Origin of the sequence: Glycomyces terrestris, assembly GCF_003933745.1 — a bacterium.
In the GTDB taxonomy this organism is placed as follows: Bacteria; Actinomycetota; Actinomycetes; order Mycobacteriales; family Micromonosporaceae; genus Glycomyces; species Glycomyces terrestris.
The window spans coordinates 143,666-169,533 of the sequence record NZ_RSEB01000006.1; the positions used below are offsets into that span (position 1 = coordinate 143,666).

Below are 25,868 nucleotides of genomic sequence, written 5' to 3' on the forward strand. Positions count from 1 at the left end.
CGGTCAGTAGGTGATGTCGGGCGAGAGCAGCTGGAACTCGAACGCGAAGTCCGCGACCGCCGCCAGGGCCAGGAACACGACCACCGTACCGGTGACCGCCCGCCAGCCCGCCCTGCGGCGGATCTGGCCGACGAGGCGCACCGCCGCCGGGACCAGTCCGAGCACGCCGATCAGCTGGAGCGCCTGCACGGCGCGGATGAGCGCGGCCGAGGGGTCCTGGAGCGACATCGCCATGACCACGATCGCGACCCAGCCGGCGACCGCCAGCACCGAGCAGGCGGCGCCGACGCGCACGAGCACCCGCCAGCGCCGGCCCTCGCGGCCCGGTCCGGGCCGGCCCCGCAGCTTCCGGTAGACCGCGCCGGCGGGCCAGGCGAGGAGCGCCAGCAGCAGGCCCGCCGTCGACGCGGCCAGGAGCGGCACGCCGAGCTTCCGTTCGGCGTCCAAGGGCAGCAAGGTGAACGCCGCGTCGTGGACGATGCCGGTGACCTCGCCGTCCTCGGTGCGGACGGCGATGGTGCGGTCGCCGCCGACCTCCTTCCAGACGCCGTCGCCGACGGGCGCGAAGACGCCCGGTTCGAGGGTGCCGGGATCGGAGGCGAAGTACAGGCGGCCGTCGTCGAGGGCGGTGACCTCGGTGGTGTTGAAGGCGTCGAGCGCCGACAGGAACGTGGACTGCGAGCCGCGCGAGGAGAAGTACGTGCCCGCGACCGCGGCCGCGTCCTCGCCCGCGGCGGCGGCCGTCGCGGTCTCGCCGGGGAAGTACCGGTCGGCGAACGCGGCCATGAGGTCGGCGCGCAGGCCGAGTGTCTCCGCGCCCTCGGTGCCGGAGCTGTTGAAGGACACGAAGATCCCGGCCCCGTCGTCGGGGTAGAGGTGCAGGTGCGAGTGGAACCAGTTGGTGTCGCCGCCGTGGCCGACGACGCGGCGGCCGTTCTGGTCCTCCTGGAACCAGCCGAGCGTCATCCGCTGCGCCCCGGCGAACTCGGCGAGGCTGCCCTCGTCGAGCGCGGGGGCGAACATCTGCTCGCGGGTGGCGTCCTGGAGCAGGTCGACGCCGCCGGCGCCGAGCTGCGCGAGCATGAACCGCGCCATGTCGTCGGCGGTGGCCGAGAGGGCCCCGGCAGGCGGGGTGCCGACGTGCTCGAACGGCTGCGCGGGTCCCTCGGCGCTCGCGTACCCGTTCGACATGCGGTCGGCGAGGTCCGGGGGCAGCGGCTGGGCGAACGAGGACGAGTCCATGCCGAGCGGGTCGAGGATCTCGCGGTCGACGTACGCCTCGAACGGGAGTCCGCTCGCGCGCTCCACGATGTACCCGGCGAGGGCGTTGCCGTAGTTGGAGTACGACGGCGTGGTGCCGGGCCGGAAGACCTGCCGGGGCGGGTCGGTCGCCAGGGCCTCGCGGAGGTCCACTTCGGCGCCGGCGACGCCGATGAGCCCGGCGATGCGCTCCTCGAAGCCGCCGGTGTGGCTGAGGAGGTGCCGCAGGGTCAGATCCTCCTCGTACTCGCGTGGTATGTCGAAGTCGAGGTACGCGGCGACGTCGGTGTCGAGGTCGAGCACGCCGTCCTCGACGAGCTGCATGACGGCGGTCGCGGTGAAGACCTTGGACACCGATCCGGGGCGGAACAGCGTCTCGGCGGGGTCGACCTCGGTCCCGGCGGCGGTGTCGGCGAGGCCGAAGCCGCGGGTGGTGAGGACCTGCCCGTCGCCGACGACGGCGACGGCGGCCCCGGCGATGCCGGAGTCCTCCAGCATCGTCGGAAGGGTCTCGTCGAGCCAGGCGTCGACGTTCGCGGCGGTGAACGCCTCCGGCGCGGCGGGCGGTTCGGGGTCGGGCAGGTCGGGATCGCCGGCGCCGCAGCCGGTCGCGATGATCGCGATCGCGGCGAGGGCGGCGGCCGCCGCGCCGGCGCGGACGGGTTGCGGGGCGGTCATGTCGTCTCCTGTGGGTGCGCCGGTCCGGAGTGGACCGGGAGGCCGTTCGGGTCCGACCATCGTGTCCGGTTCGCGCGGTGCCCGGCATCTGGCGCGAGTCGGAATCCCGCTTGCGACCTTTGGGGGAGGCCGCCGCCACGGCATTCACATGAATGGATGTATTGACTTGCGCCCGCCGCTTGGTTACCGTGAACATCACCTGGTGGCCGCCATGTACCGTCCCGACCCGTCCCTTCCCTCGGAGGTCCAATGCGCAGCACACCGTTCCACCGCCGGCGCCTCTTCCAAGCCGCGGGCGCGGCCGCCGTCGCCGCCGCCGTCGCCCCGTTCGGGCCCGCCGCCCCGGTCTCGGCGAGCCCGGGCGTCCTCTACTCCAACGCGCTCGTCCAGCAGCGGGCCGACCCGTTCATCGTGCGCCACACCGACGGCTACTACTACTTCACCGCGAGCGTCCCGGCCTACGACCGGATCGTCATGCGCCGCGCCACCACCATCCAGGGCCTCGCCACCGCGCAGGAGGTCACCGTCTGGCAGAAGCACGCCGGCGGCCCCATGAGCGCCCACATCTGGGCGCCGGAACTCCACTACATCGGCGGCAAGTGGTACGTCTACTTCGCGGCCGGCCGCGCCGACGACGTGTGGGCCATCCGCATGTACGCCCTCGAGAACGCGAGCGCCAACCCCCTGTCGGGGACCTGGACCGAGCGCGGCCAGATCACCACCCCGCGCGACTCGTTCTCCCTGGACGCCACCACGTTCACCAGCGGCTCCACCCGCTACCTCTGCTGGGCCCAGAGCGACCCCGAGCTCGGCAGCGGCACCAGCCTCTACCTCGCCGCGATGTCGAGCCCGTGGACGATCACCGGGACGCCGGTCCGCATCAGCAAGCCCACGCACTCCTGGGAGACCATCGGCCACAAGGTGAACGAGGGCGCGGCCGTCGTCAAGCGCAACGGCCGCGTCTTCATGACCTTCTCCGCCAGCGCCACCGACGCGAACTACGCCGTCGGCCTCCTCACCGCCGCCGAGGGCGCGAACCTCCTCAGCGCCTCCTCCTGGACCAAGAGCCCCCAGCCCGTCCTGCGCAGCAGCGACGCCACCGGCCAGTTCGGGCCCGGCCACAACTCCTTCACCGTCTCCGAGGACGGCCAGAGCGACCTCATCGTCTACCACGCCCGGCCGTACAAGGACATCAGCGGCGATCCCCTCTACGACCCCAACCGCCACACCCGGGTCCAGAAGTTCTACTGGAGGTCCGACGGCACCCCCGACTTCGGCATCCCGGTCGCCGACGGCGCCACCCCGTACCGCTTCGCCGCCCACGGCTCGTCCACGGTCTTCCTGAACCACTACGACTTCCGGCTCCGCGCCAACGCGACCCCCGCGATGCTCGCCGACTCGCAGTTCCGGATCGTCGCCGGCCTGGCCGGCTCCGGCACGGTCTCGCTCGAGTCGGCGAACTTCCCCGGCCGCTACCTGCGGCACCGGAACTACGAGCTGTGGCTCGAGGCGGGCGACGGCTCGGCCCAGTTCCGCCAGGACGCGAGCTTCCACCGCCGCGCGGGCCTGGCCGACGCCGCCGCGGCCTCGTTCGAGGCCGCGAACTTCCCCGGCCGCTACCTGCGCCACGTGAACGGCCTGGTCAACCTGCTCACCGCCGCCACCGACGCCGAGCGCGCGGCCGCCACGTTCCGCCTCGAGTAGCGCCGCTGGGCCAGCGCTTGCCGACCGCCGTGGTTTGGCGCGCCCGCCTTTCGGGCACCAGGGGGCGACAGCATGACGGCCGGCCGGGCCACCCCCGGCCGCCCCTGGATTGGAGCACCGACCATGAGCGGACGCACCTACGACTGGAGCAACGGCGTCATCGAGTACGAACTCCGCTGCGACTCCTGCGGCCAGGTCTTCGAATGCGGGGACGACTCCTACTACAGCTGGCCGGTCCTGTGCGCGGCCGCCGAGGCCGAGGGCTGGTCCATCGGCTCGGGCTTCGACGGCGGCCACGAATGCGCCGGCTGCTCGTCGGTCTCGCCGCGGGCCGGCCTCGCCGCCGCGCGGGCGGCCTGAACGGACGCGGGGGAGGGGCGCCGCCGTGACCGGCGGCGCCCCGCTCACTGCTCCAGGTCCTCGTTCACGCGTCCGCTGAGCACCGACTCGGGCTGGGTCTTGGCGGGCTTGCGGCGGGCGTCGGCGCCTTCGTCGTCGAGCTTCACGAGGATCCACCGCTCGCCGTCATCGTCATCGTCGTCGCCGGTGCGCGTGAGCGCGAACGATCCGGTGAGCTTGTGGCCCTTGAGTTCCACCACCACGTGCCCGTCCTCGAGCGCCTCGTCCATCGGCACGGGGGCGTCGTCGTCCTCGCCGGTGCGGTTCTCGTACTCGCCCTCGTCCCAGACGATGACGGTGCCCGCGCCGTACTCGCCGGGCGGGATGCGGCCCTCGAACCCGGCGTAGTCGAGGGGGTGGTCCTCGGTGCGGACGGCGAGGCGCTTTTCGCGCGGGTCGGTCGACGGGCCCTTCGGCACCGCCCAGGACGCGAGGACGCTCCCGACCTGGAGCCGGAAGTCGAAGTGCGGCGAGGAGGCGTCGTGCCGCTGGATCACGAACCGGCGCGCGCCGGGCGCGGGCTCGCCGCCGGCCGGTTCCCCGGACCTGCTGAGCTTGCGCTTGGCCCGGTACTCCTTGAGTTCATCGCCGCGTGACATGCGGCGGGAATACCCCGGCCCGGTCCCGGAAAACACCGCGGGCCCCGGCGCGCCGGGGCCCGCGGGCAGCTAGCGGTCCATCAGTGCGAAGACGCCCCAGCCGAGGTATTCGCGCTGGTAGCGGGCGTGCTTGACGGGCGCTGTGTCGAGTTCGGCGCGCAGCTCCGCGTACAGCTCGTCCTCGGGGTTGGCGTCGAGCCACTGCCGCAGGTTGAGCCACTGGGCCGCGGAGTAGCGGTCCCAGCTGTCCTGGTCGGCCAGGACCATCTCGACCACGTCGCAGCCGAGGCCCTGGAAGTGCTCCAGCAGCTCGGGGAGCGCGAAGAGGTCCTCCTTCGAGGACATGTAGCAGCCCTCGACGGTGGCCTGGTCGGGCGGGTCGAGCCGCCAGTACGGCTCGCCGACGAGCATCATCCCGCCGGGGGCGAGGCTGCGGCGCAGCAGCTCGACCGTCCCGGCGGCGCCGCCGCCGATCCAGGTCGCGCCGATGCAGGAGGCGATGCCGACCGGTTCGTCGGCGACGTGCCCGGCGGCGTCGCCGTGCACGAACCGGACCCGCCCGGCGACGCCGAGCTCGGCCGCCCGCTCGCGCGCGGCGGCGATGAAGACGGTGCTGATGTCGACGCCGGTGCCGGTCGTGCCGTGGTCGCGGGCCCAGGTCGAGAGCATCTCGCCCTTGCCGCAGGCGAGGTCGAGCATCGCGGTGCCCGGCGCGGGCCTGATGGCGCGCCCGAGGGCCGCCATCTTCTCCGCGGTGAACGGGTTGATCAGCCGGTGGCTGCTCTCGCGGATCGCGAACGTGCGTGGAAGGTCCACTGTGTCTTTTCATCCTTCGTTCGGAAGCTGGTGGAAAGGCTCATGAGCGGCCGGTCGGAGCCGACCGCGGGAATCTGGGCGGGCATCAAATGCACCTGCTTCCGGTTTCGGGGCGTGCGAAGGACCCCGCGACGCTACTGCGCCGCACCGGACCTGTCCAGTGGATTCCCGAGGCCCGGGCGCGCACCGAGCGCGACCGCCCCAGACGGCTTCGTCCCTGCCTGATCACCCTGTGTGCCACAGAGGACCCTGTCACACCCGGTTCCTAGACTGGCGCGCGTGAACGAATCTCAGACCCCGCTCCCCGACGAGAGCCGCCTCGCGTTCCCCGACTCCTGGCACCGGTTCGTGCGGCCGCGCCGCGGCTCCGGCAAGCCGAAGCGGATGCGGCTCGACCCCGAGGCCGGCCGCAAGCTCCTCGCCGAGTTCGACGCCGCCGTGCGCGAACGCCTCGACCACGAGGCCAACACCGAGTACCGCGAGGCGGGCCTCGCCTACCTCGCCGGCTCGCCCGACCTCCGCGGCGCCGCCGCCGTCGCGGCCCTGGCCCGCACCACCGCGAGCGCCGAACCGTACGTCCAGCGCCCCCTGTTCGACCTGGCCGCGGCCGAGCACGGCCTGCCGTTCGCCGCCGCCGCGCTCGCCGAGTTCCTCCTGCTCGACATCACCTCGCCCGACCGCGGCAGCGCGATCAGCCTGATCCCCACCAGCTTCCAGAACCACCGCTGGGCCCGCGCCAACGGCGCCGCCGCGCTCGACGCCGTCCGCGCGCACCTGGCCGCCCTCCCCGACGACGAGTACGCCGCCGTCTTGGACGCCCTCGCCGCCCTCCGCACCGACCCCATGCGCCGCTTCGCCGTGAGCCTCCTGGTCCCCGACGAGACCGACTGGCTCGACCAGGTCTGCGCCGAGTTCCAGGCCCAGCGGCCCCGCATGGAGCTCGCCAACCTCCTCCTCGGCGTCATCACCACCCCCGGGCAGCTCGAAGGCGTCGACCACTCCGGCGCCTACCTCTACTGGTTCCGGACCGCCGGCCTCGCCGACCTCGTCCACCGCCTCGGCGTCCACGCCGTCCCCGTCGTCGAGTCCATGTTCACCACCTGGCTCGACGGCGACGACCGCAAGACCCTCTGCCGCACGCTCGCGATGATCCCCTCCGACGCCGCGTTCGACCGCCTCCTCGACCACCTCGACCGCGACCCGGGCGCGATCGGCCACGCCATGGAGGCCGCCGCGCGCTTCCCCCAGCGCGCCCTCCGCGCCGTCGCCGCCCGCCTTTCCGGCGCCGAACCGGCCGCGCGCAAACGGCTCCTGACCGTCCTCTTCTCCGACCCGCTCCTCCTCGGCGCCGCCCTGGAGCGCCAGTCCGAGGAGGTGCGCGAGACCATCGCCGCCGCCACCGGCCTCGCCGACCGCGTCCCGGCCGCGCCCGCCGAGGCCGTCCCGGCCCTGCTCGCCTCCCCGCCCTGGAAGCGCGCCAGGCCCGAGGCCGCACCGGTGGTCCTCAAGGGACTCATGCCCCTCCCGATCAGCCGCGTCGTCTGGGCCGAGGGCGAGCGCGAGGCGTGGGCCGAGGCCAGCGTGAGCGGCGAGCGCGACTGGACCGAGGACGCCGAGCGCATCGCCGAACTCGCCCCGCACCACCAGGTCCGGGTCCTCGCCTGCGCGCCGCCCGAACTCACCGCGCACTTCCTGCCCGAGTGGCAGCCCCAGCCGGGCTACATCTCCCCGGAGGTCCTCCAGCGCCTCCTCGCCGCCCACGGCGACGCCGCGGCCGAGCAGGTCGCCACGGCCGCCGGCTGGGACGCCTCCATGCGCGGCGTCCTCGCCCCGATCGCGAACCTCACCGCCGCCCGCCTCGTCGCCGACGCCCTCGTGCGCCTGAAGACCATGCGCCCCATGGCCTTCGCCTGGCTCGACCGGCACGCCGCGGACGCTGCCGCGCTCCTCGTCCCCGACGCGCTCGGCAAGGCGAAGAAGCCCCGCGCCGCCGCCGAGGCCGCGCTCCGCTACATCGCCGCGCACCGCGGCCCCGACACCGTCCGCGACGCGGCCGGCCGGTACGGGCCCGACGCGGCCGCCGCGATCGAACCCCTGGTCGACGTCGACCCGTTCCTGCCCGCCGGCGTCACGATCCCCGAGCCCGGCCCGTGGGTCTCCGCGTTCGCGCTCCCGCAGCTCCTCCTGCCCGGCGGCGAGCGCGCCCTCCCGGACAGCGTGGTCCGCGACGCCGCCACCGTGCTCGCCCTCGGCACGCCCGACTACGAGTACGCGGGCGTCGCCGTCCTCGCCGAGACCTGCGACCGGGCCTCGCTCACCCGCTTCTCCTGGGCCCTGTTCGAGCAGTGGCTCACCGCCGGCGCCCCCTGGGACCAGTCGTGGGCGCTCACCCAGCTCATGCACTTCGGCGACGACCGGACCGTGCGCGAGCTCCAGGCGCTCGTGGCCCGCTGGCCGGGGGAGAACCAGCACCACCGCGCCGTCAAGGGCCTCCAGGTCCTCGGCGCGATCGGCACCGAGACCGCCCTGCGCGCCATCCAGCACATCGGCGAGAAGGCCAAGTTCAGCGCCATCAAGGAGGAGGCCCGCGAGCAGATCACCGCGATCGCCCAGAACCTCGGCCTGTCCGCCGAGCAGCTCGCGGACCGGCTCGTGCCCGACTTCGGGCTCCGCGACGAGGCCGCGCTCGTCCTCGACTACGGGCCGCGGCAGTTCAAGGTCGGCTTCGACGAGCAGCTGAAGCCGTTCGTCACCGACGCGGACGGCAAGCCGCGCAAGTCGCTGCCCAAGCCCGCCGCGAAGGACGACGCCGACCTGGCCGAGGCCGCCTACCAGCGGTTCGCGGCGCTGCGCAAGGACCTCCGCACCGTCGCCGCCGACCAGGTCAAGCGCCTGGAGCGCGCCATGGTCACCGGACGCGCGTGGACGCCGGCCGAGTTCCGCGAGCACCTCGTCGAGCACCCGCTCGTGTGGCACCTCGCCCGCCGCCTGGTGTGGACCGCCGACGACGGCGCCGGCCCGGTCGCGTTCCGCCTCGCGGAGGACCGCACCTGCACCGGCGTCGAAGAGGACGAGTTCGCCCTCGCCGACACCGCGCTCGTGCGCGTCGCGCACCCGGTGGTCCTCGGCGACGAGACCGCGGCCTGGGCCGAGGTCTTCGCCGACTACGAGATCGTGCAGCCGTTCCCGCAGCTGGGCCGCGAGACCGACGCGTTCACCGACGAGGAGGTCGCCACCGGCCACCTCACCCGCTTCGAAGGGGCCTCGGTGCCCGTCGGCGCCCTCCTCGGCCTGGTCAAGAAGGGCTGGACCCGCGCGCCCGCGCTCGACGCCGGCATCGAGAACGGCATGTGGTGCGCCCTGCCCGGCACCGGCTACCTCGTGCTCGACCTCGACCCGGGCATCACCGTCGGCGACGTCAACGACCACTGGATCCAGAACCTGAAGCAGGTCGTGCTCTCCCGCTCCGACATGGGCGGCTGGACCCGCGCCCAGGCCACCCCGGGCCTGACGATCGGCGACCCGGTGGCGGCCTCGGAGGCGCTCACCGCCCTCGCGAGGGCCGTCGCCGCCGGCGCCGACCGCTGACGCGCGGGCGGGCCCTCCCCCCGGAGGGCCCGCCCGCCCCCCGTCAGCCGTTCAGCCGCTCGTTCGCGTTCAGCGCGTCCACGACCTGGTCGTAGTCGCCGCGGGCCTCGCCGTAGCGCAGGAACTTGACGCGCTCGACCTGGATCTCGCGCGCGTCCGGCCGGGACTCGATGAGCCCCATGACCTCCGCGATGTAGTCGTCGAGCGGCATCGCGTGCGGGTCGTCGGCGTGCCCGGGCATGAGCTCGGTCTGCACCGACGGCGGCACCAGCTCCACGACCTCGACCGGCGTGTCCGCCAGCTGGAGCCGCAGCGACTCGCTGAGCATGTGGATCGCGGCCTTCGAGGCGTTGTAGCTCGGCGTCACGCGCAGCGGCGCGAACGCGAGCCCGGAGGAGACGGTCATGATCGTCGCGTGCGGCCGGGTCTGGAAGTGCTCCACGAACGCGCCGATGAGCCGGATCGGCCCGAGCACGTTCACGGTGACGACGGCCTCGGCCGACTCGAGGAAGCCCTCGGGCCGGCGCCAGTCCTCGGCGCGCATGATCCCGGCCATCGCGATGAGCACGTTCAGGTCCGGGTGGCGGTCGAGCACCTCCTTCGCGGCGGCCGCGACGCTCGCCGGGTCGGCGGTGTCGATCCTGACGGTGTCGAGGCCCGGATGCGCGGCGGCGATCCGCTCGAGCTCGGCCGTGCGGCGCCCGCCGACGATCACCGTGTTGCCCTTCGCCTGGAGCGCGAGCGCGAGCGCGAGGCCGATGCCGCCGGTCGAGCCGGGGATGAAGATGGTGTTCCCTGAAATGTCCATGCCCCGAAGTCTGGGCGCTTCCGGCGCCGCTGTGCAGAGAGCGCTTGTCGGGGGATCGCCGGTCCCTGGTTCGCGGCCCGCGCCGGGCCGATACTGGACGCATGGACCGCACCGCACTCGCCGAGTTCCTCCGCCGCCGCCGCGAAGGGCTCCAGCCGGGAGACGTCGGGCTCCCCCCGGGGGCGCGCCGCCGCGCCCCGGGCCTGCGCCGCGAAGAGGTCGCCGCGCTCGCCGCGATGTCGACCGACTACTACACCCGCCTCGAGCAGCGGCGCGGCCCGCAGCCGAGCGTCCAGATGCTCGCCTCGCTCGCCCGCGCCCTGCGCCTGACCGACCAGGAGCGCGACTATCTGTTCCGGCTCGCCGGCCACAACGCCCCGGCGCGCCTGGCGGACGCGACCCACGTCGCCCCCGCGCTCCTGCGCGTCCTCGACCGCCTCCAGGACACGCCCGCGCTCATCCTGTCGAACCTCGGCGAGGCCCTCGTCCAGAACGACCTCGCCAAGGCCCTGTTCGGCGACCGCACCTCGTTCACCGGCCTCGACCGCTACGACGCCTACCGCTGGTTCACCCGCCCCGGCGAGCGCGATAAGTACCCCGCCGACGACCGCGACCGCCAGGGCCGCGCCCTCGTCTCGGCCCTGCGGGTCGCCTACGGTGCCATGGGCCCGGCGTCGCGGGCGGGGGAGCTGGTGGCCGCGCTGCGGCGGCGGTCGGAGGAGTTCGCGGACCTGTGGGACCGGCACGAGGTCGCCAAGCGCTTCGCCGACCACAAGACCCTCGTCCACCCCGAGGTCGGCCCGATCGAACTCGACTGCCAGGTGCTGTTCACCGAGGACGAGTCGCAGGCGCTACTGGTGCTCACGGCCGAGCCGCGCAGTGAAGCGGAGGAGAAGCTGCGCCTCCTGGCGGTCCTCGGCCCCGCCGGAACCCGCCCCTGAACGCAGAAAAGGAAGGGCCGAAGCACCTTCCCCCTACAAGATACCAGGGCGGCCCGACCGGCCCGCGGCCGGGTCCGCCCTGGCACTCAAGGCGAGGTCAGCGCCTCGGTCGGCGACATCCTGGCGGCCTTCACCGCCGGGTAGAGACCCGCGACCGCGCCGATGACCGCGGTCGCCGCCACCCCGCCCCCGAGCGCCCACGCCGGGACCGTCGCCGGCCAGCCCTGCCACGCCGCGTACGCCGCGGTGATCGCCGCGCCGAGCGCCACCCCGCCCGCGCCGCCCAAGAGCGACAGCAGCAGCGACTCGGCGAGGAACTGCCCGCGCACGTCCGCCCGGGTCGCCCCGAGCGAGCGCCGCAGCCCGATCTCCCCGCGCCGCTCCAGGACCGAGACCACCATCGTGTTCGCGACCCCGACGCCGCCGACGAGCAGCGCCACGCCCCCGATCCCCAGCAGCAGCCCCGTGAACGACGCCTCCGCCGCCTCGGCCGCCACCAGCGCGTCCGACGGCCGCGAGACCTCGACCTCCTCGGGGTGCTCCGGGTTCGCCGTCGCCCCCAGCACCGCCTGCACGTCGGCCACGGCCGCCTCGGCCGCCCGCGCGTACACCTGCGTGGCGTGCAGGTCGAAGCCCAGGTACGCCGCGGCGGCGTCCCAGCCGACGAGCGCGGCGTTGTCCAGCTCGGGCGCGAGCGCCACCGGTTCGAGCACCCCGACCACGGCGAACCACTGCCCGCCCAGCCAGATCTGCACGTCGGGGCCGGCCGCGACCCCGAGCGCCGCGGCCGCGTCCGCGCCGAGCACCGCCGCCGGGAAGTCCCCGGCCGCGCCGCCGATCCACTGCCCCTGCGCGAGCGAGGCGCCCACGACGTCGAGCAGGTCGTCCTCGGCGGCCTTGACCGCGATCCCGCCCGACTCGTTCTCGGGGATGCGGTCGGTCCGGTACACCTTCGCGTCCGCCACCGTCCCGGTCGCCGCGGCCGACTCGACCGGCCCGATCCGCTCGATCATCGCGACCGCCTCGAGCGGCAGCTGCGACTCGCCGCCGAACAGCGCCTGCCCCGGCGCGACCGTCAGCAGGTTCGTGCCCAGCTCGTCCAGCTGCCGGTCGAGCTCGGCCGAGCTCGACGCCGAGATCCCCGCGACCGCCGTCATCGCCGCGATCCCGATCGCGATCCCCACGGCCGACAGCGCCACCCGCAGCGGCCGCGACCGCAGCCCGTGGACGCCGACGCGCAGCAGGTCAGTCCACCGCATCGCGCACCACCCGCCCGTCGCGCATCTCGATCCGCCGCGGCAGGCCCGCCGCGATGTCCCGGTCGTGCGTGATGACCACGACCGTGGTCCCGCCCTCGTGCAGGCCCCGCAGCAGGCCCATGACCGCCGCGCCGGACGCCGAGTCGAGGTTCCCGGTCGGCTCGTCGGCGAGCAGCAGCCGCGGCCCGCCCACGATCGCGCGCGCGACGGCGACGCGCTGGCGCTCGCCGCCGGACAGCTCGTGCGGGCGGTGCCCGGTCCGGTGCGCCAGGCCGACCGTCGCGAGGGCCGCGGCGGCGGCCTCGCGCCGCTTCGCGCGCGGCACGCCCCGGTACAGCAGGCCGTCGGCGACGTTGTCGAGCACCGGCACCCCCGGCGCGAGATGGAACTGCTGGAACACGAAGCCCAGCTCCGCGGCCCGCAGGCGCGACAGCCGCCGGTCCGAGAGCGCCGAGACGTCCTCGCCCGCGACCCGCACCGTCCCCGACGTGGGCCGGTCGAGCGTCCCGGCGAGGTTGAGCAGCGTCGACTTCCCCGACCCCGAGGGGCCGACGACCGCGACGAGCTCGCCCTCGCCGATCTCCAGCGACACCCCGTCGAGCGCGGTCACGCCCGGATAGGCCTTCGCGACCTCCTCCAGCACCACGACGCTCATTCGGGCACCGCCACTTCCATGCCGGCCTCCAGCGCGCCCGCGACCTCGACGCGGCCGTCGGCGAACACGCCGGTCTCGACCGGCACCAGTTCGGCGCCGCCGCCGTCGACGACCTCGACGCCGTACCCGCCCTCGCGGAGCGCCAGCAGCGCCTCGACCGGCACGGTCAGCACGTCCTCGCGCGTCTCCGACACCAGCTCCACCGTCACCGGCGCCGACACGAGCGACCCGAGGGCCGCCTGGTCCGCGACCTCCACCGTGACCTCGACGGTCTCGGGCTCCTCGGACCCCTCCTCCTGCGAACCGGCGACGGTCTGCCCGATCGCGGACACCGTGCCCGCGACCTCGGTCCCGTCCGGCAGCGCCACCGCGACCGCCTGGCCCTCGGCCGCCAGGTCCTGGTCGGCGACGTCGAGCTGCACCGTGACCCGCCGCTCCCCGGAGGTGTACGACAGCACCGGCCCGCTCGCCGGATCGCCCACGGCCGCGACATGGTCGGCGACCCGCACCGCCGCGGGCGAGAACAGGACGTCGCCGACGGCCACCGTCCCCGTCTCCGCCGCCCCGACGTCCTCCTGCCACGCCTCCACGGCCGCCGCGGTCGCGTCCGTGTACGCGTCGTCCTCGGTGAACCCCTCGTACCCGAGGTCCGCCAGGTTCGACTCCAGCTGCGCCACATCGGGGCCCTCGACCCCCGGCGCCAGATCCCTCCACAGGGGAAGGTCGCCGGTCATCGCGACGACCGGCGCGTTGTCGACGTCGTACACCGCGTCGCCCGCGCCGATCACCGTCCCCGGCTCCGGCAGCCACGTCACGGTCCCCGGCTTCGCGCCGCTGAGCGTGTGCGCCTCGCCGTACGAGAGCGTCCCCACGACCTCCTCCGACCGGGCCAGGTCCTGCACCTCCACCGTCGCCGTCGCGCCCGGGTCCTGCGCCGACGCGGCCGGCTCGTCGCCGCCGGCCCAGTACAGCGCCCCGGCCGCGGCCAGCCCGGCCGCCGCGGCCGACCCGGCCGCGATCGCCTTCGTCCGCCGCCTCACTGGTCGCGCGCCTGTCCGAGGTGCTCCTGGCACGCCTCGATCGCGGCGTCCCACTCCGGGTCCGCCTGGCCCTCCTCCAGCAGCGTCGGCCCGAAGCCCTCCTCGCCCGGGTCGGGCATGTCCTCGACCCCGTTGTCGCGCATGCACTGCGCGAACTCCAGCAGCGCCGCCTGGACCTCCGGGTCCGACACGTCGTGCTCCCCGGACGCCAGGTGCTCCTGGCATGCCTCGACCGCCTCGGGCTCGTCCTCCAACAGCTCGCGCAGCTCCTCGGCTCCCGCGAAGCCGCCGTCCGGGTCGGGATCGGGGAAGTCCACCCCCTGGTCCCGCATGCACTCGGCGAAGGCCTGGAGGCCCTCCTCCTGGCCGGCCTCCCCGGTCGCCTCCGCGGAGGCCGTGCCCCCGGCGCTGGCGACCTCGTCGGCGGGCTCGTCGCCGCAGGCGGCGAACAGCGGCAGCGCCGACAGCGCGACCGCGGCGAGCAGTACTCGTCTCATCGTGGCGTCTCCTTCGTTCTCGGATGGACGCCGCAAGTGAAGCCGCGCGCGCATGTGGCCCGCGTGAGCGCGGATGCTTACGCCGCGCTTACACCGGACCTGGCAGCATCGACACTCGACGGGGGAGGAGCCGGGATGCGCGTACTGGTGGTCGAGGACGAGCGGATGCTCGCCGACGCGATCGCGAAGGGCCTGCGGGCCGAGGGCATGGCCGTCGACGTCTGCTACGACGGCGACTCGGCGCGGCTGCGCCTGGCCGCGTACGACTACGACGTGGCGGTCCTCGACCGTGACCTGCCGCGCGTCGGCGGCGACGACCTCACCCGGAAGGTGGTCGCCGGGCCGCACTCGACCCGGGTCCTCATGCTCACGGTCTCCTCCGGCGTCGACGACCGCGTCCGCGGCCTGTCCATCGGCGCCGACGACTACCTCGGCAAGCCGTTCGCGTTCAGCGAGCTCGTGGCCCGCGTCCGGGCCCTGGCGCGGCGCGCCGCCCCGGCCGCGCCGCCGGTCCTCGAACGGGCGGGGATCAGGCTCGACACCGCCGGCCGCCAGGCCTTCCGCGGCGGCCGGTACGTGCCGCTGTCCAAGAAGGAGTTCGGCGTCCTCGCCGAGCTGCTGCGCCCCGGCGCGGCCGTCGTCTCCTCCGAGCGCCTGCTCGAGAAGGTCTGGGACGAGCACATCGACCCGGCCACGAACGTGGTCCGGGTGACGATGATGACGCTGCGCCGCAAGCTGGGCGACCCGCCCGTCATCGAGACCGTCCCGGGTTCGGGCTACGTCGTCAGGGAGGACCGGCCATGAGGCTCCGCACGAGGCTCACCCTCTGGTACGGCGGCGCGTTCTTCGCCGCCGGCGCCGTGCTCGTCACCGTCGTGTACCTGATCGTGCGCAGCCGCATCGCCGACAACCTGCCGCAGTCGGACGACTCGCTCGACGCGATCATGGACGCCCGCGAGCACTTCGGCGCGTCCGGCGAGGAGCTCGCCGCCCTCGTCGAGACGGTCGTGCGGCGCCAGCAGGAGGCGAACGCCGCGACCCTCCAGGCGGTCCTGCTCGGCTCGATCGTCGCGCTCCTCGTCGTGGGCCTCCTCGCGGTCGCCTTCGGCTCCCTCATGGCCGGGCGGGTCCTGCGCCCGATCGACGCGATCACCGCCACCGCGCAGCGCGTCGCCGACCGCTCCCTCCACGAGCGCATCAACCTCGAGGGCCCGAGCGACGAGCTCAAGCGCCTCGCCGACACCTTCGACGGGATGCTGGCCCGCCTCGACCGCGCCTTCGAGGGCCAGCGCCGCTTCGTCGCCAACGCCTCCCACGAGCTCAAGACGCCCTTGGCGATCAACCGGACCCTCCTGGAGGTGGCCGCGGCCGAACCCGATGCGGGCCAAGGCGTGCGGAGCCTCGCCGCGAACCTCCTGGCCGTCAACGAGCGGCACGAGCGCCTCATCGACGGCCTGCTCACCCTCGCCGGCGCCGACCGGGCCCCCGCCGACCCCGCGCCGGTCGACCTGGCCGACATCGCCGCCCACGTCGCGGCCCAGTTCGCCGCCGAGGCCGCCGCCTCCGGCGTGACCGTGGACCTCGACGCCGCCGAAGCGGTGGCCGTCGGCGACGCCGCCCTCCTGGAGCGCCTCGTCGCCAACCTCGTCGCGAACGGCATCCGCCACAACCACCCCGGCGGCACCCTCGCGGTCGCCACCGCGACCGCCGCGGGCCGCGCCCGCCTCACCGTCGCCAACACCGGCCCCGCCGTGGCCGCCTACGAGATCGACGCCCTCTTCCAGCCGTTCCGCCGCGGCGAGGGCCGCGACCGGATCGAGTCCGTCCGCGGCGTCGGCCTCGGACTCTCCATCGTGGAGTCGGTGGCTCGCGTCCACGACGCGGCGCTGACCGCCGTCCCGAACCCGGGCGGCGGCCTGCGCGTCACCGCGGAGTTCCCCGCGCCCTAGCGCGCGCCTCCGAGGCCGGTCGGCCGCGGCCCTCTTGTGACCGAACGCATTCCGAATGGTCTCGTTGATCCGCAAATGTATTGGTAGCGTGGCCCGCAAGTCTCGCAAAGGAGCTGTTCACATGGCACGAGCCGTTCGCACGACCCGCACCATCGCCGCGCTCGCCCTCGCCCTCGGCGCCGCGTTCTCCCTCTCCGCCTGCGGTGAAGGGGAACTGCCGATCGACACGCCCACCTTCCCCGACCTGGAGGACTCGCTCGAGAGCCTCGCCCCCGACTTCCCGACCGACGTCGCCGCCGACCTCCAGGAGCTCGCCCCCGACCTCTCGGCCGCCGAGATCGTCGACGGCGCGCAGCAGCTGTGCCAGTCCGCCGCCGAGGGCGCCGACGAGGAGCAGCTCGCCCGCGACGCCGCCTCCCTCTTCGGCGTCGAGGAGGCCGAAGGCCCCACCGTCGTCGAGACCGTCCAGCCCTACTGCGACGTGATCGGCTGACCCCGCGCCGGCGCACGGCGCGCCGGCAGCAGACGCCGCGAAGCTCCGCACTGTCCACTCAGTGCGGAGCTTCAGTGCGTTTCCACCGTGAGGAGGGTAGAGCGCGCCAATTGACAACAAGCTTTCTAGCAGGGCGGAAATAGTCGGAATACCGAATTCAACCGCGAAAACGCGTGACCGTATCATAATCCGATCGAACGCTCCTGTACTGGAAGGATCACTCCCGGTGCCCGACGCGCCCACCCCCCGGCTGGTGTACGACGCCTTTCTCATCACCGCATACCACGACTTCTACAAGCCCGCGGTCGCGCCTCGCGTGATCGGCCTGGGTCTCGGCGCGGCACTGCTGGCGGAGCTGGTGTTCTCGGGCCACCTCGCGGTGCGCAGCCACGAGGGCCGGGACCTGGTGCTCTCCGAGCCCCGCGGCGGCCCGCCGCGCGACTCGCTCGGCCTGTGGCTCACCGAACTCGTCCAAGGCGAGCCCGAGCACCTCGCGGTGCCCGACTGGCTCGAGTACCTCGCGATCGCCGACACCCAGACCAAGACCGCCGAGCACATGGTCGTGGCCGGCCTCATGGTGCGCGGGGAGCAGCGCAGCCGCTGGCTCGGGAAGGTCCAGGTCACCTACGACGCGGCCGACGCCCTCATCGCCCAGGCGCCGCTCGCCCGGCTGCGCCGCTACCTGTCCACGATGGACCGACGAATGCCCCTGCTCGACGCATTCCTCCTCGCCCTCACCGAGGCCGTCGGCCTGTCGAAATCGCTGTACTCCCAGATGCCCTCCGGCGCGCGCGAATACGCCGAGGGCCACCTGAGAGTGCTGCCCGCCCCGCTCCAGGCGATCCGCGGGCACCTCACCGCCGCGGTGGCGGACACCGCCATCACCGGCAACCTCTAGATATTGCGAGATTAGGAGTCACGCCCCATGTCAGCTCCCTCACCCGCAAGCGCGGTCCAGTCAGCGCTGGCCCGAGACAAGCTCGGAACGCTCAGCCTCCTCCACTTCTCCCTCACCGCCGCGACGCCGCTGACGGTGATCGCCGGCGGCGTCGTCGTCATGTTCGCCGTGGCCGGCCAGATCGGCATCCCGCTCGGGTACGTGATCATCGCGGTCTCCCTGTGGCTGTTCAGCGTCGGCTACACCGCGATGGCCCGGCACATCGCCAACGCCGGCGCGATGTACGCGTTCGTCGCCCGGGGCCTGGGCCGGGTCCCCGGCGTCGCCGCCGCGTGGGTCGCCGCCACCTCCTACTGCGCCCTCCAGGCGAGCCTCTACGGCCTCCTCGGCTTCACCGCCCAGGGCCTGATCGCCCGCGCCGGCCTCGACCTGCCCTGGTGGGTCTGGGCACTCGTCGCCTGGGCCCTGGTCGGCCTCCTCGGCACCCGCGCCGTCGACATCAACGCCAAGGTCCTGGCCGTGCTCCTCACCGTCGAGGTCGCGGTCATCCTCATGTTCAGCGCCTCGAACTTCGCCAACGCCGCCGACGGGCTCTCGTTCGGCGCGTTCGCCCCGACCGCCCTCAGCGGCGAGGCCGCCGGCGCCGTGCTCGCCCTCGCCGTCATCGGCTTCATCGGCTTCGAGTCGCCAACCGTCTACGGCGAGGAGGCGCGCGATCGCAAGCGCACCGTCGCCCGCGCCACCCTCGCCACGATCGGCGTCCTCGCGTTCGTCTACATCGCCTCGTCCTGGTCGATCATCACCGCCGTCGGCGACGACCAGGTGGTCGCGGCCGCCACCGGCGACCTCGACCTCATGTTCACCCTCGCCGGCGAGCAGCTCGGGAGCGCGTGGGTCACCATCGGCCAGGTCCTCCTCCTCACCTCGGTCACCGCCGCGGCCCTGAGCTTCCACAACACCACCGCCCGCTACCTGTTCGCGCTCGGCCGCGAGCAGGTCCTCTTCACCTGGCTCGGCCGCACCTCGGTGCGCACCTGCGCCCCCGTCGCCGCCTCGGTCACCCAGACCGTCGCCGGCGGCCTCGTGCTCGTGCTGTGGGCCGTCCTCGAACTCGACCCGGTGGTGCACCTCTTCTACTACCTCGGCACGGCCTCGGGCATCGGCCTCATCGCCCTCATCCTGACCTGCGCCGTCGCGGTCCTGGTGTACTTCGCGCGGGATCGGCGCGACGAGTCCGCCTGGTCCGCCCGCATCGCGCCCGTCCTGGCCGTCCTGGCCATGGCCGGGGTCCTGTACCTGTCGGTCCTCCACTTCCACACCCTCCTCGGGGTCGAGAAGGGATCGCTCCTGCCCAAGCTGGTGCCGATCGTGTTCGCGGCGCTCGCGCTCCTGGGCGCGGCCTGGGGCCTGTTCCTCAAGCGCGCCCGCCCGGAGGTCTACGCGGGGATCGGGCACGGCGCGAAGGCGCCCCTGGTCCAGGCGGCCGAGCGGGCCGCCGTCCCGGTGGGGGCCGCCGGTGAGCGTTAGCGCGTACGGGGCCGTGGCGGCGATGCTCGCCGACGAGTTCAACGACCTGCCGACCGCCAAGTGGCTCGTGGACGACCCGGAGGAGCGCCGCAAGGCGGTCCGGGGCCAGTTCGAGCTGCTCGTGGAGCACGCGCTCGGGCACGGCGGCGTGGTCACCGCCGGCGACCTCGACGGCGCGGTGGTGTGGTTCGACCACACCGCCGGCGCGCCGCCGTTCCCCGACTACGACGACCGGCTCCAGGCCGCCTGCGGGGTCCACGTCGAACGCTTCCGCCACCTCGACCGGGTCATGGAGGAACACCACCCCGAGACCCCGCACCACTACGTGGCGCTGGTCGGGGTGCGCAAGGAGCGGCGCGGCAACGGGATCGCGACCGCGATGCTCCGCCGCCACCACCGCATTCTGGACCGGGACGGCATCCCCGCCTACCTGGAGGCGGTCTCGCCCGAGACCGCGAGCCTCTACGGCACCCTCGGCTACGAGCCGCTCGGCGACCGCTACGGCCTCGAGGACGGCGGCCCCTGGCTCTACCCGATGTGGCGCGAGCCCCAGACCGCATGACCGACGGCGGCGGGCCCGGTCGGGCCCGCCGCCGCGTTCCGACCGACCGACGCCGTTCTCGCGCATCCGCTCTCCCCGTCGTCCGTTATATTGACAGTTATATTGACACACTTGACTATACAAATACCGTCTTGCTATGCTCTCCACATTGAACTGGGAGCGCTCCCTTGCTCCTGGAGCACCCGAAGGAGCATGGGATGCGAAGAACGAGGATCACCGCCGTCGCGGCCGCCGCCGCGACGGCGTTCGGCGTCGGCGCCCTGGTGCTCGGCCCGGCGGACCTGGCACTCGCCGAGGACGGATGCGAGGTCGACTACACGGTGGTCGGCAGCTGGGGCTCGGGCTTCCAGGCCAACGTCGCGATCACCGCGGGCGAGGCCATCGACGGCTGGGACCTGGAGTGGACCTTCCCGTCCGGCACGACCGTCTCCAGCGCCTGGAACGTGTCCTGGAGCCAGAGCGGCACCGCCTTCACCGGCGCCGACGTCGGCTGGAACGGCGCGATCGCCGCCGGTCGGACCCGCGAGGTCTTCGGCTTCATCGGCTCCGGCAGCGCCGCCGCCCCCACCGGGATCTCGATCAACGGCGACCTGTGCGACGGCCAGGTCGACCCCACCGACCCGCCCACCAGCGAGGACCCGACCGACCCGCCCGGCGGGCCCGTGACGATCATGCCGCTCGGCGACTCGATCACCGGCAGCCCCGGCTGCTGGCGCGGCAACCTCTGGCAGCTCCTCGACCAGGCCGGCCACGACGTCGACTTCGTCGGCTCGCTCTCCCAGGCGTGCAACCCGGCCGGCTCCGACCCCGACCACGAGGGCCACGGCGGCTTCCTCGTCACCCAGTCGGTGAACAACGGCAGCGTGCGTGGCTGGCTCGACCAGAACACCCCCGACGTGCTCCTGCTCCACTTCGCCACCAACGACGTCTGGTCCTCGATCCCGCCGGCCACCATCCTCGCCGCGTACACGACCATCGTGGAGGATCTGCGCGAGCGCAACCCCGACGCGATCATCCTGGCCGCGCAGCTCATCCCGCTGGCGCCGAGCAACTGCGCCGACTGCCCGCAGCGCACGGTGGACTTCAACGCCCAGATCCCCGCCTGGGCCGCCGCGCACTCCACCGCCCGGTCGCCGATCGTCGTGGTGGACCAGCACACCGGCTGGGTCCCCTCGGTCGACACCTACGACGGCGTCCACCCCGACGAGGACGGCTACGTCAAGCTCGCCGCCAACTGGTTCGCGGCCCTCGACCCGATCCTCGACGCCTCCTAGACACCCCGGCGCCGACGGCGCCCGGTCCTTCGCCGGCCGGGCGCCGTCGGCGTGCGCTCAGCGGCGCACGCCCTCGATCTCGAAGGTCATGACCGTGTTCGCCGGGAACGCCCGGGAGAACCGCTTGGAGGCCACCGTGGTGTCGGTGTGCCGCGCGTAGCGCTCGGAGCCGTTCGTCTGCGTCGACCAGCGCACGGCCGTGCCGTTCGGCACCGTGCCGAACGCCGAGAGGTCGTACGTGATCGTCTGCGCCGTCCCGTAGTTCGTGGTGATGATGACGAGCTTGCCCGAAGCAGGGTCGTGCGCGGCGACCGTGTTCGCCTCGCCGCCGTCGATGATCGTCATGCCGGGCCGGATGTGCCGCGCGTACTGGGCGTACACGAAGTACTTCGTGTTCACCGCGCCGAGCGTGCCGGTCTCGTTGTCGGCCTGGACGAGCCCCCAGCCGCCGCCGTCGAGGACCTGCCAGTAGCACCAGGCGGTCGGGTGCAGCCAGCGGAAGTCGAGGTTGAGGTTGCGCGCCAGGCGCAGGCCGGTGCCGTCGCTCTCGCCGTACTCGGAGTTCCACAGCCGCTTCCCGGCCGAGCGAACTGCGCTGTAGACGGAGTCGCGGCGACCGCCCTCGTACTGGTACCCGTGCACGTTGACCTTGGCGATCTTGCTCTTCGCGGACGCGGTGAGCCCGTTCCAGGTGCTCACGGCCTGGTCGTACAGCGACTCGTCGGAGGCGGTGATCGGCATCCACGACAATCCGCGCGCGTCGAGCTCGGTGCGCAGGTGGTCGATGACGACCGACTGGGTCGCGACCGTGAAGTGGCACCCCTCCTGGGTCCCGGTCGCCGTCCACCAGTTGGCGATCGGCTCGTTGAACGGGTCCACGTAGTCGAAGTCGACGCCCCAGTTGTCGTGGGCGTACTTCGCGATCGTGGCCATGTAGACCGCGTGCTGCCGCCGGTTCCACGACTGGAGGTTGTCCGCGTTGCCGTCCGCGCCGCCCGCCGGGTTGTGGTTGACGCACATCCACCACATCGGGGAGTTCGAGAACAGCTCGAAGATGTTTGCGCCGCGGTCGCGGGCCTTCCACATGAGGTTGCGCTGGTTCGCGTCGACGTTCCAGTTCCAGCTCGCCGACGCCGGGTCGCTGGAGTTCCAGTCGAGCCAGTATCCGTCCATCTGCCTGGAGCGCATCATGTTCGGGGAGACCACCATGGACTCGCCGTTGATCGAGTTCCACGAGCAGGCGCCCGCGTTGTACCGGACGATGTTCATCCCAAGGCCCGGCAGCGAGGCGCCGCCGTACGTGACGTTGTTGCGGGTGAACATCAGGTCGGCGAGGTCGTTCCGGTTCCCGAAGGCCCGGCCCCACCAGCACAGCGAGGTGCCCCAGCCCTCCCAGGTGCCCCAGGTGGTCGCCGGATTGACGGCGGTGGTGTAGTCGGCCCGGGCGGCGGCGGGCACCGCGCCCGCTGCCAGCGCCCCGGTCCCGGCGGCGGTGAAGAGTGTGCGACGGCGCATGCCGGCCTCCAATACATCGAGATTCGTCGATAATTTCAGACCTCGCCCCTTCAAGTCAACCCCTTCGATAAAGCATGAGAATAAGTGAGCGGTCATCGGTTCGCGACTTTCCGTGACAATCCCTTGCGTTCTGTGCGACGGTGGTGACCGGTCACGAAAGGGGAGGTCAGCGATGACGGACAGGACCGCGACCGCCGAAGGCGGGCCGCTCGCGAGCGACCACGGCAAGACCGTGATCGCCGACCAGGTGGTCGCCAAGATCGCCGGGATCGCCGCCCGCGAAGTCGAGGGCATCCACGAGCTCGGCGGCGCCGCCGGCCGCGCCGTGGGCGCGCTGCGCGAACGGATTCCCGGCTCGCGCAGCAACTACGGCCAGGGCGTCTCCGTGGAGGTCGGCGAACGTCAGGCCGCCGTGGACCTCGACGTCGTCGCCGAGTACGGCATCGCCATCGCCGACCTCGCGGCCGGCGTGCGCCGCAACGTGGTCGACGCGGTCGAGCGCATGACCGGCCTGGAGGTCACCGAGGTCAACATCGCCGTGCACGACGTGCACCTCGACGACCCCGACGCCGAACCCGAGGGCGAACCGAGGGTCGAGTGAGCGCCGCCCAGGACTACGCCGCCGGCGTCGACGCGATCGCCGCCGTCGTGCTCGCCGTGCCCGGAGTCGCCGGCCTCCACGGCGGCGCCCGCGGCGAGGTCGCCGTCCTCCTGCCCGGCCGCCGCGTCCCGGGCCTGCGCCTGGACGACACCGCCTGCGAGGTGCACGTGGCCGTCCACTGGGGTACGGACATACCGAGGACCGCCGCCGCGATCCGCGCGGCGGTCGCACCGCTCGCCCCGGGCCGGCCCGTGGCCGTCACCGTCGAGGACATCGACCCCTGGAGCACTGCCGAGGACATCGACCTGCGGAGCACCGAGGAGGTCGATCGCAGCGGCACTGTCGAGGGCGTCGACATCGGTGGGACTGTCGAGGGCGTCGACATCGGAGCGGCCGCCGAAGACGTCGACCTCAGCGGCACGACCGAAGACGCCGGCTTCAGCGGCAGCGCCGAGGACGCCGACTTCGATGGCGCCGCGGGCCTCGCGACCGGTGCGGGCGGACCCGACCCGAGCAAAGGGGACTGACCATGAAGGCTTCCTACGCCGGCCTGGTGGCCGGCCTGCTGCTGGCGCTGGCCGTCATCGGCGGCGGCTTCACCGGATTCCTCCTCGCCGTCATCCTCGGCGCGGTCGGCTTCGCCGTCGCGGGCCGGTTCAGCGGCGAGATCGACGTGGTCGAGCGCTTCAGGGGCCGCCGTGACCGATGACGCCTTCGCCCTCGCCGACCTCCCCGGCTCCGGCGCCGACCGCCCGCCCGAGGAGCGCGGCGGCCTGCGCCTCTCCGACGCCGCCGTGGCGCACGTCCTCGAAGGCGCCGCCCGCGCCTGCGACGGCACCGCCGGGCCGAAGCGCCCGCGCGCCAAGGCCACCGTCAGGAACGGCCGCATCTGGGCCTCCCTCGACGTCGGTGTCACCTGGCCCGGCCCGGTCGCCGCGAACGCCCGCGAACTCACCCGCCGCGTCCGCGCCGAGACCGCCCGGATCACCGGCTACGACGTGGTCGCGATCGACGTCGCGGTCCATCTCGTCGACGCCCCCGAACGCGACCGGAGGCGGGTGCGATGAAGATCCGCGAACCCCGCCGCCGACCCGCCGCGGCCTGGCCCGCCGTCCTCGGCGCGGTCCTCCTCGCCGCGCTCGCGGTCCTCTTCGCCCAGCACACCGCGGCCGAGCGCGGCTGGACCGCGCAGCCCTCCTGGCTCCGCGAAGCCCTTGCGGCCCTGCACGACCGCGAACCGTCCGTCTGGGTGCTCGCCGCCGGCGTCGCCTCCGCCCTACTCGGCCTGTGGTTCCTCGTCGCCGCCTTCGTGCCCGCCCGCCGCAGCCACCTGTCCGCCGAAGGGCCAGGGGACCTGTGGATCTCGCCGCGCGCCGTCGAGGCCATGGCCGCGGACGCCGCCGAGCGCGCGCCCGGCGTCCTCCACGCCGCCACTGAGCTGCGGCGCCGCCGCCTCAAGGTGAAGGCCCTCCTCGCCCCCGGCCACGAAGCCGCCGTCGCCGACATCCTCGAATCGGTGGGGGACCGGCTCGCCGGCCTCGCCGACCTCGAAGTCGCCGTGCAGGCCAAGGAGGGCGGCCGATGAGACGACCCGCGATCGACCGGCCCGCCGGCGTCCTCCTCGGCCTGCTGCTCCTGGCCGCGGGCGCCGCCGTCGTGGACTGGCGCTTCGACCTCGCCGGGGTCTGGGACCGCCTCGACCCGGACCGGGTCGACGCCGTCGTGGACGCCGACTGGTTCGCGTGGGCCGCCCTCGGCGCCGCCGCCGTCCTCGCCGTCCTGGCCCTGTGGTGGCTCCTCGCGCGGCTCCCGCGCCCGGCGGAGGGCCGCGTCGCCCTCGCCTCCTCCGGCGCGGACCGGATCGACCTCGACGCCCGCTCGGTCGCCCCGCGCCTGCGCGCCGACCTCGAACGCCGCGCGCCCGTCGACCGCGTCACCAGTCGCCGCTTCGACGTGCGCGGCGGCCAGCTCATCGAACTGCGGTCCCATGTCGACCCCCGCGCCGACGGCGAGTCGCTCCGCAACGCCGCGGCCGGCCTCGCCGACGAGGTCGCGGCCGCGTTCCCCGACGGCGAGGTCGCCGTCCGCGTCCTCGTCGACGGCCCGCGCCGCGAACGCGCCCGCAAGACCCCGCGCGTCCACTAGAGCAGCGCGTCGACCGCCTCGTCCGCCTTCGCGAACAGCTCCCGGTAGTGCCGGTCCCGCTCGGCCCCGGCGAGCCCCTGCGCCTCCGAGTCGTACAGCGCGACCGCGGCCGCGTCAGGGATGCCGCAGTACGCCGAGATCCCGACCCGCAGCGGCCCGTCGAGGAACGCCCGCGTCAGCGCCGAGTTCGGGTCGTCCTCCGCCAGCCCGGCGAGCGCGATCCACAGCATCCGCTTGCCCGCCATCGGCGACCGGCTGCGCCCGTACGCGAGCCCGTAGTTCCACACCCGGTCGATCCAGCCCTTGAGGAGCGCCGGCAGCCCGTACCACCACACCGGGAACACCGGGACGATCACGTCCGCGGCGTGCACGCGCGCGATGTGCTCGTGCACCTCTTCGCTGTACCGCTTGTCGCGGTTCCCGTAGTCGGGCTCGTCCGCGGTGTTCCCTCGCGGATCGAAGCCGGCCTCGTGCAGGTCGAGCACGTCGACGCGGTAGCCGCCGGCGGCGAGGCGCTTCGCGGCCCGCTCGGCGACGGCGGCGGTCAGCGAGTCGGACCGGTGGTGGCCGACGACGACGAGTGCGGTGGGTTCGGTTTCGCTCATGCCGCAAGTACACCCGACCCTGCGCAGACGTGCCATGGTCGAAACCGGGGGATAC

The 25,868-nt window shown here is 73.6% G+C and carries 27 protein-coding genes; 17 read left to right on the top strand and 10 right to left on the bottom strand.

What is annotated here, in order from left to right:
- Positions 1–3: 3 nt before the first annotated feature.
- Positions 4–1,938 (bottom strand): serine hydrolase domain-containing protein, encoded by a 1,935-nt coding sequence (locus tag EIW28_RS20780; protein WP_125249629.1) that lies wholly within the window; start codon positions 1,936–1,938, stop codon positions 4–6.
- A gap of 249 nt (positions 1,939–2,187) precedes the next feature.
- Between EIW28_RS20780 and EIW28_RS20785 the strand changes: the two genes are divergently transcribed.
- Entirely contained in the window at positions 2,188–3,642 is a 1,455-nt protein-coding gene (locus EIW28_RS20785; protein WP_125249630.1) for a family 43 glycosylhydrolase, read from the top strand.
- 123 nt (positions 3,643–3,765) lie between these two features.
- Complete coding sequence (locus tag EIW28_RS20790) at positions 3,766–4,002, top strand: hypothetical protein (RefSeq protein WP_125249631.1); 237 nt, start codon at positions 3,766–3,768, stop codon at positions 4,000–4,002.
- A gap of 44 nt (positions 4,003–4,046) precedes the next feature.
- On the opposite strand, the gene EIW28_RS20795 is transcribed toward EIW28_RS20790, so the two are convergent.
- Together EIW28_RS20795 and EIW28_RS20800 are read right to left on the bottom strand one after the other, a co-directional pair.
- On the bottom strand, positions 4,047–4,640 hold the full coding sequence (locus tag EIW28_RS20795) for a DNA polymerase ligase N-terminal domain-containing protein (protein WP_125249632.1): 594 nt from the start codon (positions 4,638–4,640) through the stop codon (positions 4,047–4,049).
- Positions 4,641–4,709: 69 nt separating this feature from the next.
- Complete coding sequence (locus EIW28_RS20800; protein WP_125249633.1) at positions 4,710–5,456, bottom strand: SAM-dependent methyltransferase; 747 nt, start codon at positions 5,454–5,456, stop codon at positions 4,710–4,712.
- Positions 5,457–5,735: 279 nt separating this feature from the next.
- On the opposite strand from EIW28_RS20800, the gene EIW28_RS20805 reads away from it, so the two are divergent.
- Positions 5,736–9,044 (top strand): DUF4132 domain-containing protein, encoded by a 3,309-nt coding sequence (locus EIW28_RS20805; protein WP_125249634.1) that lies wholly within the window; start codon positions 5,736–5,738, stop codon positions 9,042–9,044.
- Between the two features lie 43 nt (positions 9,045–9,087).
- On the opposite strand, the gene EIW28_RS20810 is transcribed toward EIW28_RS20805, so the two are convergent.
- The gene (locus EIW28_RS20810; protein ID WP_125249635.1) at positions 9,088–9,852 is read right to left on the bottom strand and encodes an SDR family oxidoreductase; all 765 of its coding nucleotides are present in this window, start codon (positions 9,850–9,852) and stop codon (positions 9,088–9,090) included.
- A 101-nt stretch (positions 9,853–9,953) separates the two neighbouring features.
- Between EIW28_RS20810 and EIW28_RS20815 the strand changes: the two genes are divergently transcribed.
- Positions 9,954–10,793, top strand: coding sequence for a helix-turn-helix transcriptional regulator (locus EIW28_RS20815; RefSeq protein ID WP_125249636.1), 840 nt, complete (start codon positions 9,954–9,956; stop codon positions 10,791–10,793).
- A gap of 86 nt (positions 10,794–10,879) precedes the next feature.
- Here EIW28_RS20815 and EIW28_RS20820 read toward each other — a convergent pair whose 3' ends face one another.
- The 4 genes from EIW28_RS20820 to EIW28_RS24380 are packed head-to-tail and all read right to left on the bottom strand — an operon-like array spanning position 10,880 to position 14,244.
- The gene (locus EIW28_RS20820) at positions 10,880–12,052 is read right to left on the bottom strand and encodes an ABC transporter permease (protein ID WP_125249637.1); all 1,173 of its coding nucleotides are present in this window, start codon (positions 12,050–12,052) and stop codon (positions 10,880–10,882) included.
- The gene (locus tag EIW28_RS20825; protein ID WP_125249638.1) at positions 12,039–12,707 is read right to left on the bottom strand and encodes an ABC transporter ATP-binding protein; all 669 of its coding nucleotides are present in this window, start codon (positions 12,705–12,707) and stop codon (positions 12,039–12,041) included. Before EIW28_RS20825 ends, EIW28_RS20820 begins: the two co-directional genes overlap by 14 nt.
- Positions 12,704–13,747, bottom strand: a complete 1,044-nt coding sequence (locus EIW28_RS20830; RefSeq protein ID WP_158630487.1) for a peptidoglycan-binding protein — start codon at positions 13,745–13,747, stop codon at positions 12,704–12,706. The genes EIW28_RS20825 and EIW28_RS20830 overlap by 4 nt, the downstream gene beginning before the upstream one ends.
- The gene (locus EIW28_RS24380; RefSeq protein ID WP_158630488.1) at positions 13,744–14,244 is read right to left on the bottom strand and encodes a hypothetical protein; all 501 of its coding nucleotides are present in this window, start codon (positions 14,242–14,244) and stop codon (positions 13,744–13,746) included. Before EIW28_RS24380 ends, EIW28_RS20830 begins: the two co-directional genes overlap by 4 nt.
- A 135-nt stretch (positions 14,245–14,379) precedes the next feature.
- Between EIW28_RS24380 and EIW28_RS20835 the strand changes: the two genes are divergently transcribed.
- The 7 genes from EIW28_RS20835 to EIW28_RS20865 all read left to right on the top strand — a co-directional run bounded on the left by EIW28_RS20835 (position 14,380) and on the right by EIW28_RS20865 (position 20,947).
- Positions 14,380–15,048 carry a response regulator transcription factor gene (locus tag EIW28_RS20835; protein WP_125249640.1) on the top strand — a complete coding sequence of 223 codons (669 nt, stop codon included), beginning with the start codon at positions 14,380–14,382 and terminating at the stop codon, positions 15,046–15,048.
- A complete protein-coding gene (locus EIW28_RS20840) occupies positions 15,045–16,193 on the top strand; it encodes a sensor histidine kinase (protein WP_125249641.1) in 1,149 nt (382 codons plus the stop codon). The genes EIW28_RS20835 and EIW28_RS20840 overlap by 4 nt, the downstream gene beginning before the upstream one ends.
- A 121-nt stretch (positions 16,194–16,314) precedes the next feature.
- Positions 16,315–16,686: a hypothetical protein gene (locus tag EIW28_RS20845; protein WP_125249642.1), complete on the top strand. Its 372-nt coding sequence runs from the start codon at positions 16,315–16,317 to the stop codon at positions 16,684–16,686.
- Between the two features lie 226 nt (positions 16,687–16,912).
- Entirely contained in the window at positions 16,913–17,584 is a 672-nt protein-coding gene (locus EIW28_RS20850) for a GPP34 family phosphoprotein (RefSeq protein ID WP_158630489.1), read from the top strand.
- 27 nt (positions 17,585–17,611) lie between these two features.
- On the top strand, positions 17,612–19,111 hold the full coding sequence (locus EIW28_RS20855) for an APC family permease (protein ID WP_125249644.1): 1,500 nt from the start codon (positions 17,612–17,614) through the stop codon (positions 19,109–19,111).
- The gene (locus tag EIW28_RS20860; RefSeq protein ID WP_125249645.1) at positions 19,101–19,673 is read left to right on the top strand and encodes a GNAT family N-acetyltransferase; all 573 of its coding nucleotides are present in this window, start codon (positions 19,101–19,103) and stop codon (positions 19,671–19,673) included. The genes EIW28_RS20855 and EIW28_RS20860 overlap by 11 nt, the downstream gene beginning before the upstream one ends.
- A 197-nt stretch (positions 19,674–19,870) precedes the next feature.
- Positions 19,871–20,947: a cellulose binding domain-containing protein gene (locus EIW28_RS20865; protein WP_125249646.1), complete on the top strand. Its 1,077-nt coding sequence runs from the start codon at positions 19,871–19,873 to the stop codon at positions 20,945–20,947.
- Positions 20,948–21,004: 57 nt separating this feature from the next.
- Here EIW28_RS20865 and EIW28_RS20870 read toward each other — a convergent pair whose 3' ends face one another.
- The gene (locus EIW28_RS20870; protein ID WP_125249647.1) at positions 21,005–22,462 is read right to left on the bottom strand and encodes a glycoside hydrolase; all 1,458 of its coding nucleotides are present in this window, start codon (positions 22,460–22,462) and stop codon (positions 21,005–21,007) included.
- 172 nt (positions 22,463–22,634) lie between these two features.
- On the opposite strand from EIW28_RS20870, the gene EIW28_RS20875 reads away from it, so the two are divergent.
- The 6 genes from EIW28_RS20875 to EIW28_RS20900 are packed head-to-tail and all read left to right on the top strand — an operon-like array spanning position 22,635 to position 25,208.
- Entirely contained in the window at positions 22,635–23,063 is a 429-nt protein-coding gene (locus EIW28_RS20875; protein ID WP_125249648.1) for an Asp23/Gls24 family envelope stress response protein, read from the top strand.
- Positions 23,060–23,590 (top strand): hypothetical protein, encoded by a 531-nt coding sequence (locus tag EIW28_RS24745; protein ID WP_197717406.1) that lies wholly within the window; start codon positions 23,060–23,062, stop codon positions 23,588–23,590. Before EIW28_RS20875 ends, EIW28_RS24745 begins: the two co-directional genes overlap by 4 nt.
- A 2-nt stretch (positions 23,591–23,592) precedes the next feature.
- On the top strand, positions 23,593–23,772 hold the full coding sequence (locus tag EIW28_RS20885) for a DUF2273 domain-containing protein (protein WP_125249649.1): 180 nt from the start codon (positions 23,593–23,595) through the stop codon (positions 23,770–23,772).
- Positions 23,762–24,130, top strand: coding sequence for an Asp23/Gls24 family envelope stress response protein (locus EIW28_RS20890; protein WP_125249650.1), 369 nt, complete (start codon positions 23,762–23,764; stop codon positions 24,128–24,130). Before EIW28_RS20885 ends, EIW28_RS20890 begins: the two co-directional genes overlap by 11 nt.
- Complete coding sequence (locus EIW28_RS20895) at positions 24,127–24,648, top strand: DUF6286 domain-containing protein (RefSeq protein WP_125249651.1); 522 nt, start codon at positions 24,127–24,129, stop codon at positions 24,646–24,648. The genes EIW28_RS20890 and EIW28_RS20895 overlap by 4 nt, the downstream gene beginning before the upstream one ends.
- Entirely contained in the window at positions 24,645–25,208 is a 564-nt protein-coding gene (locus EIW28_RS20900) for a hypothetical protein (RefSeq protein ID WP_125249652.1), read from the top strand. The genes EIW28_RS20895 and EIW28_RS20900 overlap by 4 nt, the downstream gene beginning before the upstream one ends.
- Here the strand turns inward: EIW28_RS20900 and EIW28_RS20905 are convergent.
- Positions 25,205–25,813 (bottom strand): NAD(P)H oxidoreductase, encoded by a 609-nt coding sequence (locus EIW28_RS20905; protein WP_232014099.1) that lies wholly within the window; start codon positions 25,811–25,813, stop codon positions 25,205–25,207. The two genes, EIW28_RS20900 and EIW28_RS20905, sit on opposite strands and share 4 nt — an antisense overlap.
- Positions 25,814–25,868 lie beyond the last annotated feature (55 nt).